This is a genomic window from Streptomyces sp. NEAU-W12, from assembly GCF_026242095.1.
Taxonomy (GTDB): domain Bacteria; phylum Actinomycetota; class Actinomycetes; order Streptomycetales; family Streptomycetaceae; genus Streptomyces.
On sequence record NZ_JAPJDM010000024.1, the window covers coordinates 81990 to 94762 of the forward strand.

Below are 12773 nucleotides of genomic sequence, written 5' to 3' on the forward strand. Positions count from 1 at the left end.
GCGCTCCCCGCGCGAGTCCGTCCAACGTCCCCCATCTGCCCGCCGGAGCACCGGCGTCCGGTGGCCCCGGCGGGGCGGCCGACCGTCATTCTTCGAGGAGGAACGCGAGGACGACGGCGCCCGCCCCGCTCGCGACGCCCACGAGCGCGGCCGCCACGCACCGCGCCCGGAGCTGTCGGTAGCGGTGTTCGTAAGCGCCGCGGAGCTCGGCCGCCCGCTCGCAGATCCGCACCAGTATCGCGCGGGAGACCTCGAGGCGGTCGGCGGTGTAGACGCGTTCCACCTCCTCGCACTGCGCGGTCGTCAGCCACGGCAACTGCTCGGCGAACCGGCCGGCCTGCCGCCGCGCGTCCTCGACTTCGGCCGCCCACAGCAGGTACCCCTCGAGCTGGTCGAGGCCGCGGGTGCTGTCCTGGCTCGGATTCACAGGTTCCTCCACGCTGGGCTGCGGGGTCGCACCGGTCAGGCCTGGTCTCCGGGAGCCTGGACCACGGAACGCTCGGGACGGTTGGCCTCCCGGTCGTACGCCGCGACCGCCGGGTGGTGCAGGTCGAACGCCGGGGATTCGCTGCGGATCCGCGGCAGGGTGAGGAAGTTGTGCCGCGGCGGCGGGCACGACGTCGCCCATTCGAGCGAACGGCCGTAGCCCCACGGGTCGTCGACCTCGATTTTCCTGCCGTACTTGGCCGTCTTCCAGATGTTGTAGAGGAACGGCAGCATCGACATGCCGAGCAGGAACGACGCGATGGTCGAGACCGTGTTCAGCGCGGTGAAGCCGTCGGCCGCCAGGTAGTCCACATACCGGCGGGGCATGCCCTCGGCACCCAGCCAGTGCTGGACCAGGAAGGTGCCGTGGAAGCCGGTGAACAGCGTCCAGAAGGTGATTTTCCCGAGTCGTTCGTCGAGCATCTTGCCGGTGAACTTCGGCCACCAGAAGTGGAAGCCGGCGAACATCGCGAAGACGACCGTGCCGAACACCACGTAGTGGAAGTGCGCCACCACGAAGTACGAGTCGGTGACGTGGAAGTCCAGCGGCGGCGAGGCCAGGACGACACCCGTCAGGCCGCCGAAGAGGAAGGTCACCAGAAATCCGGCGACCCAGAGCATCGGTGTCTCGAAGCTCAGCGATCCCTTCCACATGGTGCCGATCCAGTTGAAGAACTTCACCCCGGTGGGGATCGCGATCAGGAAGGTCATGAAGGAGAAGAACGGCAGCAGTACTCCCCCGGTGGCGAACATGTGATGTGCCCACACCGTCGCCGACAGGCCCGCGATCGCGATGGTCGCGCCGATCAGTCCCAGGTAGCCGAAGATCGGCTTGCGGGAGAAGACCGGGATGATCTCGGAGACGATGCCGAAGAACGGCAGCGCGATGATGTACACCTCGGGGTGGCCGAAGAACCAGAACAGGTGCTGCCAGAGCAGCGGCCCGCCGTTGGCCGGGTCGAAGATGTGCGCCCCGAACTTGCGGTCGGCCTCCAGGGCCAGCAGCGCCGCCGCGAGCACCGGGAAGGCGAGCAGGACCAGCACACCGGTCAGCAGCACGTTCCAGGTGAAGATCGGCATGCGGAACATCGTCATGCCGGGAGCGCGCATGCAGATGATCGTGGTGAGGAAGTTGACCGAGCCGAGGATCGTGCCGAAGCCGGAGAACGCCAGGCCCATGACCCACAGATCACCGCCGAGCCCAGGCGTGCGGACCGAGTCCGACAGCGGGGTGTAGGCGGTCCAGCCGAAGCTGGCCGCACCGTTCGGAGTGAGGAGACCACTGATCACGATCAGTGAGCCGAACAGGAACAGCCAGTAGGAGAACATGTTCAGCCGCGGGAAGGCGACGTCGGGCGCGCCGATCTGGAGCGGCATGATCCAGTTCGCGAAGCCGATGAACAGCGGGGTCGCGAACATCAGCAGCATGAGCGTGCCGTGCATGGTGAACGCCTGGTTGTACTGCTCGTTCGACACGATCTGGATACCGGGGCGGGCCAGTTCGGCGCGCATGACCAGCGCGAGGATGCCGCCGAGGATGAAGAACGCGAACGATGTCGTGAGATACAGCGTGCCGATGGTCTTGTGATCGGTCGTGGTCAGCCATGCGACGACGACTTTGCCGGGGCGCCTGCGCCGGACCGGCAGCTCGTCCTCGTAGGAGCCCGACTCGACCGAGTCCGACGCACTGTGAACCGCCACTGTTCCGCTCTCCTTCTGTGGGGGCCGGATCCCCACCCTCGGGGAGGATCTCGTACCTGCGCCCGCCCGTGTGAGACCCGGCCCCCGCCCGGCGTGTCACGATGCGTATTCACTTCATCGCACATTGTGACGTGATGGACGGGGGCTCGCGCATTCCGGCGGGTCCGTCCGGGCGGCGGTTGCGGATCCGCATGCCGGTGGACTCCAGCCCGTCGGCGGGGACCCCGGGCCACGGGAAGAACCCGCCGGGCCCCCGGGGGAGGTCCGCTGACTTCCGTCGGTCGCGTTGGTGACGGGACGGCCGGGGTGAAAGCCACCGGCTGTGACGCTTTCGCCGAGCGCCGGGTCGGGCCCGCGGACGGCAGGTGCCGCGGCGGCGGCCGGTACGGGGTGGACGCCGACGGTGACCGGGCCGGACAGGAGCAGGCCGGTGATCGTCCGGGGCCGAATCGCTTCCGCCTCATGAAGTCCTCGTTCCACGGCGGGTGCTGGGGCGTGGGCGGGACGTACGGGCGGAGCAGACGGAGCCGGCCGAGGTGCCGGGACGGACGGCGGGGCAGCTGGGCGTCCGGGCGGGCAAAGGGCACCTGCGACGGAATGCCGACCGGTCGTACGCCTTTTGCGTATGCCGGTCGATTTGTTGCGGCTCCCGGGGGGTTCCGGCCCTCCGCCCCACGGGTAAGCGGCATGGACCCAACGTCCGCCGTCAAACCACGGCCCGGTCCGGACGCGGCGGGGGCGCCGCCCTCCCGGACGACGCCCCCGCCCTGCACCGACTCGACACGGACCCGAAGCCCGCCCCCGGTCACTGGTCCGTGTGGCCGACCTCCACCGGGTCGAACGAGATCCGGGTGCGGAATCCGTTGCCGTCCCACACGACCTCGACCGTGTCCCCCTCGTCCACCCGGACCTCCCGGACCGCCTCCGACAGGGGCCGCGGGCCGGGTTCGGCGGTCAGACTCGCCAGGCTGACATGCACGGACGTGCCGTCGGACCGGCCCGTGAGCCGGGGCACCAGGGCCCAGCGGGTGAAGGCCGTCCCCTGAGGAGCGCGGACCGGGTCCGCGGTGGGAGCGTCCCAGCCGTGCAGACCGTGCAGGGACGAGTCCAGCGGCTCGTCGGGGCCGGTGGCCCAGCCTGTGTGCGTGACGAGGGAGTCCGCCGGCGCCCCCACCACCCGGTGCACCCGCAGTTCGTGCCGGCCGAGGGCCACCGTGACGCTCTCCACCCGCAGACCCGGCACCATCGGCGGGCCGTCGGCGAACACCGGCCGGTGCCAGGAGGCCGCCCAGCCCCACCCGTCTCCCTGCCCGGCGCCCAGCGGGTGGACGCGGCAGCGCACACTGGACCGGCCGCCGACCACCACGGACAGGTGGTTGTCGGCGATGTTCCCGGTCGCGGTCGGGCCGGTGCGGGTCGAGTAGGCCTGGCGGCCGTAGTGCGGGTCGTCCTCGGCCGCCGACTCCGCCCGGTACGGGCCCACATGGTGGCTGCCGTGGTTGTGCAGGCGGGCGATTCCGTCGGCACGGGTCGTCTGCAGAAGCAGCCCTGGTGCGGGAAGGGCGAGCACCCGGTCGCCCTCCTCCACCGGCGCGGGCTCCTCGCGGTCCGTCCAGAGGGCGTGGCCGGCGGGAGCGAGCAGCGCGACGAACGCCTTCGACGCCCAGTACGGGGACGCCGGGCCGGAGTAGGTCTGCAGCACGGCGTCGTGCGGGCCGTGCCAGCCGAGGCTCAGCAGTCCGTCGCCGGTCAGCGCGCCCCGGTCCAGGAAGTGGCGCAGGCTGCCGTCGGCGATACGGCGCGAGGCTCCCGGTGTCAGCGGACTGTGTCCGGTCACCGCGCCCAGCGCGACGGCCGAGGCGGCCGCGAAGCGGTAGGTGAGCGACCGCCCGTAGTGCATCGGAGCCCCGTCCGCCCCGAACATCAGGGCGAATCCCTCGAGATGGGTGCGCAGCCGGGAGCCGTAGTGGGCCAGGGCGTCCGCGTCGCCACAGAGATGGGCGTCGAGAACCGGGTAGAGGTGCAGGGCCCAGCCGTTGTAGTGGTCGAAGGCCCGCACGTCCCCGTCGGTGTACCAGCCGTCCCCCTGGTACCAGCTCTCGAGGAGGTCCACCGCGCGTCGCCGGGCCGCGGCCGTCTCGCTGTCACCGCGGCCGACGGACTCCAGGAATCCTGCGACGGCGTACGGGAAGAGGTACCAGTTGTTGGGCGCGGGGGTGTGCCGCAGAGCACCCCGCAGCCACTCCTCGGCACGGTCCTGCACACCGGGGTCGAGGCTGTTCCACAGCCAGGGGGCGGTCAGGCGCAGCCCGAGGGCGACCGACGCCGACTCGACCATGGGCTGGCCCTGCACCGTGAAGTCGAGGATCAGCGGCCAGGACTCGGTGTCGTCACGGCCCGGGGTGCGGGTGCCGGCGGCGAGTCCGCTCGCGTAGCGCTCGAGCCACCCGTGGGGGTCCTCCCCGTCCGCGCCGGCCACGCGGAAGGCGGCGGCGAGGAACGTCCTCGCGTACCCCTCGAGGCCGTCGGAGCGCACGCCCGAGCGGGAGGGCCGTCCCGGCAGGTCCAGCAGGGCGTGGCCGGGGGTGCTCCAGCGCCAGGCCGCGGTGAGGAGGCCGTCCGCGGCGGCCTCCCAGTGGGCGCGGGTGTAACCGGTGTACGGGCTCAGGTCGCGGTTCTCCGGGAGCGGTTCGAAGGGGGTGCTCATGCGAGGAAGGCCAGCCTTTCGCGTCGTACGGGATGGAGGAAGCCGTCGCCGGCGGCCCAGCGGGCGATCTCTGCGAGTGCGAGATCGGCCAGGCGGCGCAGCTCGTTGCCCTGGGAGCCGGCGAGGTGGGGGGTGAGCAGGACGTTCTCGCAACTCCACAAGGGGTGTCCGGGCGGCAGGACGTCGGGTTCGGTGACGTCGAGCACGGCACGGATACGCCCGGCGAGCGCCGCGTCGGTGAGCGCGTCCTGGTCGACGACGGCGCCGCGGGCCGTGTTGACGAGCACGGCGCCGGGCCGCATGGAGTCGATCAGTTCGCGACCGACCAGGCCCCGGGTCCCGGGCAGCAGCGGGGTGTGCACGCTGACCGTGTCGGAGTGCCGGAACAGTTCCGCCAACTCCACTCGGCGCACGCCGAGTCCGGCGGCGTCGCGGTCGTCGACGTACGGATCGTGGAGGAGGACGTCGAGGTCGTGCGGGCGTAGCAGTTCGATGACGCGGCGGCCGGTGAGGGAGGCGGACAGGATGCCCACGGTGCGCCGGTGGTTGCCGGTGGAGGGGTCGGGGCGCAGCCAGTCGGACCGGGCGCGGGCGGTGCGGTAGTCGCGTGCGCTCTCCAGGACCCGCTTGCCGGTGAGCAGGATCATGGCGAGGGTGTACTCGGCGACCGGCACCGCGTTGGCCGCGGCGGCGGAGGAGACCTCGATGCCGCGCTCCCAGCAGGCGTCGGTGACATGGGCGCGTACGCTGCCCGCGGCGTGCACGACGGCGCGCAGGCGGGGGGCCGCCCGCAGGACCCCGGCGTCCAGCGGCGGGCAGCCCCAGCCGGTGACCAGCAGGTCGACGTCGGCGAGGACGGCGCGCGCCCGGGGCGTGCTGAAGTCGTCCAGTACGGGCAGGGGCGTTGGATCGCACAGCGTGGCGAGGACGGCGTGCGACCCGGCGTCGAGGACGGCCGAGGCGACGTCGGAGCGCATGGCCAGGGCGGCGCGGGGGCGGAGGGCGGGGCCGGGCGTGTGCTCGGTCATGGTGGGGGCAGAACTCCTTCCGTGAGCGGTCGCTTCACGACGCCGGCGGTCAGCCCGCCGTGCCGGAAGCACTGAGCAGTGCGTCGAAGACCAACAGCGTCCTGCCCGGCCGTCACCCCGGAGAAGCAGAGCACTTCGGGGTTCTGCGCCTCCGGGCCGAGGAGGGCCCGTACCGTGAAGGGCGGGACACCGGCCGAGACCAGAGGCAGCGGCCGGGGCCGACGGGGTACAGCCCGTGTTCGGACAGCATCACCATGCGTCGCCCCGAAGCAGATGGCCGGTTGGCCCGCGCCGTCGATCGACGACGTGTTTTTGTACGCGAAGACGCTCCGGCCCGGTCCCGGGGGGCCACCGATCCGAGGCTGCTGTGCCGGTACGGGCGCACCCGGTGTCCGCGCAGACCGGCGACGAGGTTCTTCGCGGGCGGCCTGCCCTGCCGCGCGGCACGCTGGGCGTCCGGCACCGTCCGCACCCCCGGGACGCCGGGTCGGGCACGGCGGTGTCCCCCGGCCGCCCACGCGCCCGGAGCCGGCGTCCTTTCGGTGCCGAGCCGCGGATCGGCCGGACCACCAGCAGGCCGCGCTCGTCGACGGGCCGGTCGGCGAGGTGGTGCACCACGGAGTGGGACGCGTCGTCCGCCCCGCGTAACCGCCGCCCACCGGGATCTCCCGCAGGGGGCCTCTGCTCCTCGTCCGTCACCACCTGGACGGACGAGGGTGGACGGTGGCCGGTTCAGTGCACGGTGTTCACCTCGACGGCGAGGTCGTTGTCGACGGTGTAGTACGGACGCACGACGGCTTCGCCGACGGTGAGCGCCGGGTACACGCACACCGTCTTGCGGTCGGCCACGTCGTCGAGGAATCGGCCGATCCGGACCAGTGGGGCGTCGGCTGCGGGCCGCAGGAAGGCGTCCCAGACCTGGTCGCCGGGCACCCCGCCGGACAGTTCCCCCAAAGGCGCGGTGAAGGAGAAGGCGCCGCCCTCGGTCCGCAGCGGGAAGGAGCGCGTGGTATCCCTGTCGCTGCGCAGCCGGAGCAACACGGTGGCGTCGTCGGAGAGTTCGGCGCCGTGCAGGCGCGCGTGGACCGTCATCGCGCCGTCCGCGAGGTCGAGGCGGCCTGCCTCGGCGTGGGCGGTGCGCAGCCAGGCCCGGACCGCGAGGAACCCGTCCTTCGTGGCGTAGGGCACCCGGACGGCCACCGGGGTCGGCCACTCGCGCAGGCTTCCGCCGACGAGGGCGCGCAGGTCCCGCAGGCCGGGGCGCAGCCGTTCCCGCACCGCGTCCCTCTCCCTCATCAGGTACGCGTCCCAGCGGCCCTCGGCGAGGGCGGGCAGCGGTTCGAGCACCGCGCCCAGGTCGCCGTCGTCGCCGTGGGGTTCGAGGTCGAGGAGGTGCGTCGGCTGTTCCGGCGCGTTCTTCTTCGGTCTCGGCACCAGGGCCAGCCGGGGGCGCCCGGCCGGACGGAGCGCGATGCGGAAGGTCGTCCGGCCGTCGGCGTCGACCGTGCAGTGGGCGCGCGGTGCGCCCGTGTCCTGTGCGGCGGTGCTCATCGGCGTCCCTTCCGGAGGGTGCGCAGCGCCTCGGAGGCGGCGGCGAGGGCGAGGTCGGCGGCGGCGTGGCCCTGGCCGGACAGGGCCCGGTGGGCCCGGCCCTCCCCCGGCGCGGAGCACCCGCCGGTGCTTCTGGCCGCCACGGCCTGCCCGGCGAGGCGCTCCGCCCGCGCCACGACGGGCCCGGGGGCGTAGCGGCGGGCGTTCTCGAGGGCCGCCCTGCCCATGCGACGGCGGCGTTCGTCGTCACCGACGAGTTCCAGCAGGGCCGCGCCGAGGGCGTCGGCGTCACCGACGGGCACCAGCCGGCCGTCGACGCCGTCCTTGATGATCTCGCCGGGTCCGTAGGGGCAGTCGGTGCTCACCACGGGCAGTCCGCAGCGCATCGCCTCGACGATGGTCATGCCGAACGGCTCGAAGTTGGACGCGGCGACCCCGATGGACCCCTTGACCCACTCAGCCTCCATCGGGGTCGCCGCGCCCATGAGGAAGACGTTGTTCCACAGGCCGAGCGACTCGATCAGGCGGCGCAGCGCGGCCTGTTCCTCGCCCTTGCCGTAGATGCGCAGCTGCCAGTCGGGGTGGGCGGCGGCGACCCGGGCGAACGCCCGGATGATCAGGTCGTAGCGCTTGACGGGGACCAGCCGGCCGGCCGTGACGACCACCTTGGCGGTGCCGTCGGCGGCGGGCAGGACGGGGTCGGGGACGCTGTTCGGCAGGGCTTCCACCCGTACGCCGGGCAGCCGCATCTTGCGCCGGTAGGAGTCGGCGTCCGCCTCGGTGACGGTGGTGAGCACGTCGAGACGGCGGTAGGCCCGGCGCAGCGCGGTGCGCAGCCGGGGCGGGTGGTTGTCCAGGGTGAGGTGCTCCTGGCCGACCCGTGCGACGTGCTCCGGGGCCTGGAGTGCGAGGTGCACGTTGAGTCCCGGCCGGGTCCCGATGACCACGTCGGCGTCGGTGGACCCCAGGCACGCGGCGATCCGCTGGTCCGTCAGCTCGCTGTACTGGTGGTAGCGGTACTCGGCCGAGGGGAAGACCTTGGCCGGTCTCCGGTGCCGGGGGTCCTCCTTCTCCTGCCTGAGGTCCACCAGGTGCCGGAACCTCACATCGGGGTGCGGGGTGAGGTTCGGGTGCTCCCGGTGCCGCAGCACGGAGACGATCTCCACGTCGTGCCGTTCGGCCAGCGCGGCGGCGAGGTTGAACGTGGTGGTGATCGTGCCTCCGATGCCATAGGCGTTGTGGATCAGGAAAGAGATCTTCATGGCGGACTAGACCGCTCAAAGCGTTCATAAGTTGTCTGCTGTTATCACTTTGTTGGCTCGGGTTTCACCTTCTGGACGAAAGATGCGTCCGGTCACTGCCGCTGAGGCCGACCGGCCGAAGGCGCCGCCGTGCCGGACGGCTTGATCCGCATACCGGGGCGGCGGCGGTGCACGGTCAGGTAGGTCAGTCCCTGGGCGCCGGCGGCGAGTGCGCGCGTGGAGCCGTGCGGGAGCCAGGTCAGAGTGCCCGCGCGCAAGAGCTGCGTGCCGTCGGGTGCGGTCAGTGAGCCTTCGCCGGCCAGGACGAGGAGAAGGACGTCGAGGTCGGGCTCGCGGTGCGCGTCGACCTGTCGGCCGGGCGGGATGCGGACGACGTTGGCGTCGAGTTGCCGGCCGGACTCCGCCAGCCGCCACAGGGCGCCGGCCGGCGCGTCCTCGAGGGCCGCCAGCACGGTCGTGTCGCACAGCGTCCGGGGCAGCGGGTCGTCGTCGTAATCGGGGGTGGGGTCGCCGCCGTCTGCCGTCATCGGATGTCACCGTCCTGTGCGTCCTGTGCGCGGGAGCCTCTCAAATAGGAATTTAGCATGCATATTTGAGGCCCGGCCGTCCGCTCCCGCACGGTCAAGCTGCCTGCAGCGCGGCGAGCCGGTCCGTGAGGATCGGGCCGGTCTCGTCCGGCCCGATCCTGCTGGACCCGAGCGTGGTCGGCGTTTCGGCGACAACGCTCATCGGCCGGGTCGCTCCCGCTGGGCGCCTCCGTCCTCGGCAGGCGGGCCCGGCGGGCGGAGCCGTGGGTCGCCCGGGAGTCGCGCCCCCGGTCCCTCGGGATCGTCCGGAGCCGGTGGCTCGCCGCCGGCCTCGTTGAACGCGGTGAGCGCCCCGACGAGCGCCGCCCGTTCCTCGGGGGCGAGTCGTCCGACGATCCCGGCGATCTCGGCGCGGCGCCGCGCGGTGACGTCCGCGACGATCCGCCGGCCCTCGTCGGTCAGCCGCAGCAGCGTCTCGCGGCGGTTGGCCGGATTGGTCCGCCGTACGGCGAGTCCGGCCGCGATCAACCGGTCGATCATGCGCATCGCGGTGGACGGGGCGACGTGGAGCAGCTCGGCGAGGGCGACCAGCGTGGTGTCGCCGCGGGTCGACAGCACCACCAGCATGCGGAACTGCGGCTGGGTCACCCGGTCCTCGACCGCGCCCAGGGACCGTGCGGAGACCTCCACGAGCAGACGTGAGGCGGTCAGGACCGCACGGGTGACGGCATCGACGTCGTCACCCGTCCCGGCGGGAACCCCACGCTCCGGCATGGATCCTTTGTACCTCACCCCGCCCGGCCCGTACGCCTGCGAGCGGCGGCTCAACCGCCGGCATCACCGCGACCGGTATCCAGCACAACGCGGTCCGGCTCGATGGCGGCTTCTCGTCGGTCATGACCTGCCCCAGCGGCGGCGAGGCACTCGAGAGCCGTCCGATTCCTCCTTGGACGCCCCTCCCCCGCCGTTAGGCTATGCAACGGTCGCCGGCGTGTTCCGGCCATCGCCTCGGACATCTGTGCAATCGAGTCCCACCGGTCCGGACGATCCGCGTCCGGGGCGCCGGGCCCCTGGCCCCTGGCCCCTGGCCCCTGGCCCCTGGCCCCTGGCCCCTGGCCCGACGATCTCGCGCTGTGGGATGATCCTGTCCGGGATCCTGGTGCGGGTGAGCCGTGGTGTCGTCGGCGGGCTCCCGCACCGGAGAGGAACGGACGGACGTGACCGCGCAGCGACCTGACGGCGAGACGCCGGAGGACAGGGACGGGACGCCGTCGGTACCCGACGAGGTCTGGCAGCGGTTCCTCACGGACAACGAACGCGCCATCCGCGCCACCGCCCCCGTCGAACCCTCCGCCCTGCAGCGGGCGTCGGGGTGGCAGCCGCGGCCGGCCCGCGGACGCACGGCGGGGCCGGGGGCCGGCAGTACGGACGCCGTCGGTGACCTCTGGTACCCCGACGACCCGTGGGAGGGCCCGGCCGTGGCGGGACCTCGACAGGCGGGCCAGAGCGCGCCGTGTCTGCCGGGTGATCGGCACGGCTGCCGCGATCGCGCTGGTCCTGGGCGCGTGGTCCCAGCTGTCCACCGGCGCGGGCACCCCGGACCAGGGGCCCGGGAGCACGGTGCTGCAGCAGTCGGAGGACGTCCCCGCGGAACTGCCCACGGCGACGTCCGTTCCGTCCGGCCTCGCCTCCCCGCCCCCGGCCACGTCGGCGGTGCAGGCCGGCTGACGCACCGCCGGCCCCCGCACACCGCGCGGCGCGGAACCCTTCAGCCGCCCAGCGCCGACAGCACCACCGCCTTGGCCTCCTCCTGCACCCTTCGGAGGTGGCCCGGTCCCTGGAAGGACTCGGCGTAGATCTTGTACACGTCCTCCGTGCCCGAGGGGCGGGCCGCGAACCAGGCGTTGGCCGTGGTCACCTTGATGCCGCCGATGGACGCGCCGTTGCCGGGGGCCTCGGTGAGCACCGCGGTGACCGCCTCCCCGGCGAGGGTGTCGGCGGCGACCTGCGCGGGCGAGAGCTTGGCCAGGCGGGCCTTCTCGTCCCGGGTCGCCGGGGCGTCGATCCGTTCATAGGCGGGCTCGCCGAAGCGGGCGGTGAGCGCGGCGTAGTGCTCGGAGGGTGTCTTCCCCGTGACCGCGGTGATCTCGGAGGCGAGCAGCGCCAGGAGGATGCCGTCCTTGTCGGTGGTCCACACCGAGCCGTCGCGGCGCAGGAAGGAGGCGCCGGCGGACTCCTCACCGCCGAAGCCGAGGGTGCCGTCCGCCAGCCCGTCGACGAACCACTTGAAGCCGACGGGCACCTCGACCAGTTCGCGCTTCAGGTCGGCGGCGACCCGGTCGATCATCGCGGACGACACCAGTGTCTTGCCCACGCCGGCCGCGGCCGGCCACTGCTCGCGGTGCGCGTAGAGGTACTGGATGGCTGTGGCGAGGTAGTGGTTGGGGTTCATCAGGCCGGCGTCCGGAGTGACGATGCCGTGCCGGTCGGCGTCCGCGTCGTTGCCGGTGGCCAGGTCGAAACGGTCCCGCTGCGCGATGAGGGAGGCCATGGCGTGCGGCGACGAGCAGTCCATGCGGATCCTGCCGTCCCAGTCCAGGGTCATGAACCGCCAGGTGGGATCGGTGAGGGGGTTGACCACGGTGAGGTCGATGCCGTACTGCTCGGCGATACGGCCCCAGTAGGCGACGGACGCCCCGCCCAGCGGGTCGGCCCCGATGCGGATGCCGGCCGTGCGGATCGCGTCCAGGTCCAGCACCCCCGGCAGGTCGGCGACATAGGTCCCGAGGAAGTCGTGGCGACCGGTGCCGGGGGCGGCGAGGGCACGGGCGTAGGAAATACGCCGGACACCCTTGAGACCGTCACGGATCAGGGCGTTCGCACGGTCCTGGATCCAGGTGGTCGCCTCGGAACCGGCGGGGCCGCCGCTGGGCGGGTTGTACTTGAAGCCTCCGTCGGCGGGCGGGTTGTGGGACGGGGTGACGACGACGCCGTCCGCGAGGCCGGTGGTGCGGCCGCGGTTGTGGGTGAGGATCGCGTGCGAGACCGCGGGGGTCGGCGTGTAGCCGTCGGCACTGTCGATGAGCACCGTGACACCGTTGGCGGCGAACACCTCCAGGGCGGTCACCCTGGCCGGCTCGGAGAGCGCGTGGGTGTCGGCACCCAGGTAGAGCGGGCCGTCGGTGCCCTGTTCCGCTCGGTACTCGCAGATGGCCTGGCTGGTCGCGGCGATGTGGTCCTCGTTGAACGCGCCCGCCAGGGACGAGCCACGGTGCCCGGACGTACCGAACGCGACGCGCTGCCCCGCGTCCTGCGGGTCCGGGTGCACCGCGTAGTACGCCGTGACCAGCCGGGCGACGTCGACGAGATCCTCGGGACCGGCCGGACCGCCCGCTCGCTCGTGCTGCATGTGCCCACTCCTTGGCAGGGGTTGATTCTGCGCTTGCGGACACATCTTTCCTCTTCGAGGCCGCACCGCGCGAGTGGAACCGCCCACCCCGTCCCGCCCCGG

General features: G+C 72.6%; 10 protein-coding genes. 1 reads left to right on the forward strand and 9 read right to left on the reverse strand.

What is annotated here, in order from left to right:
• Positions 1–85 precede the first annotated feature (85 nt).
• The 8 genes from ORI94_RS27055 to ORI94_RS27090 all read right to left on the reverse strand — a co-directional run bounded on the left by ORI94_RS27055 (position 86) and on the right by ORI94_RS27090 (position 10036).
• A complete protein-coding gene (locus tag ORI94_RS27055; protein WP_266080302.1) occupies positions 86–427 on the reverse strand; it encodes a hypothetical protein in 342 nt (113 codons plus the stop codon).
• Positions 428–462: 35 nt separating this feature from the next.
• Positions 463–2187 (reverse strand): cytochrome c oxidase subunit I, encoded by a 1725-nt coding sequence (gene ctaD, locus ORI94_RS27060; protein WP_266080304.1) that lies wholly within the window; start codon positions 2185–2187, stop codon positions 463–465.
• An 805-nt stretch (positions 2188–2992) separates the two neighbouring features.
• Complete coding sequence (locus ORI94_RS27065; RefSeq protein ID WP_266080306.1) at positions 2993–4894, reverse strand: DUF2264 domain-containing protein; 1902 nt, start codon at positions 4892–4894, stop codon at positions 2993–2995.
• Positions 4891–5922, reverse strand: a complete 1032-nt coding sequence (locus ORI94_RS27070; protein WP_266080308.1) for a hydroxyacid dehydrogenase — start codon at positions 5920–5922, stop codon at positions 4891–4893. Before ORI94_RS27070 ends, ORI94_RS27065 begins: the two co-directional genes overlap by 4 nt.
• 732 nt (positions 5923–6654) lie before the next feature.
• Positions 6655–7473, reverse strand: coding sequence for a transferase (locus ORI94_RS27075; protein ID WP_266080310.1), 819 nt, complete (start codon positions 7471–7473; stop codon positions 6655–6657).
• Positions 7470–8735 carry a glycosyltransferase family 4 protein gene (locus ORI94_RS27080; RefSeq protein WP_266080312.1) on the reverse strand — a complete coding sequence of 422 codons (1266 nt, stop codon included), beginning with the start codon at positions 8733–8735 and terminating at the stop codon, positions 7470–7472. The genes ORI94_RS27075 and ORI94_RS27080 overlap by 4 nt, the downstream gene beginning before the upstream one ends.
• Before the next feature lie 92 nt (positions 8736–8827).
• Entirely contained in the window at positions 8828–9262 is a 435-nt protein-coding gene (locus ORI94_RS27085) for a hypothetical protein (protein WP_266080314.1), read from the reverse strand.
• Between the two features lie 198 nt (positions 9263–9460).
• Complete coding sequence (locus ORI94_RS27090; RefSeq protein WP_266080316.1) at positions 9461–10036, reverse strand: MarR family winged helix-turn-helix transcriptional regulator; 576 nt, start codon at positions 10034–10036, stop codon at positions 9461–9463.
• A 663-nt stretch (positions 10037–10699) separates the two neighbouring features.
• Here ORI94_RS27090 and ORI94_RS27095 point away from each other — a divergent pair.
• Positions 10700–10990: a hypothetical protein gene (locus ORI94_RS27095; RefSeq protein WP_266080318.1), complete on the forward strand. Its 291-nt coding sequence runs from the start codon at positions 10700–10702 to the stop codon at positions 10988–10990.
• A 40-nt stretch (positions 10991–11030) separates the two neighbouring features.
• Here the strand turns inward: ORI94_RS27095 and pgm are convergent, their stop codons facing one another.
• Entirely contained in the window at positions 11031–12671 is a 1641-nt protein-coding gene (gene pgm, locus ORI94_RS27100) for a phosphoglucomutase (alpha-D-glucose-1,6-bisphosphate-dependent) (protein WP_266080320.1), read from the reverse strand.
• Between the last annotated feature and the right edge of the window lie 102 nt (positions 12672–12773).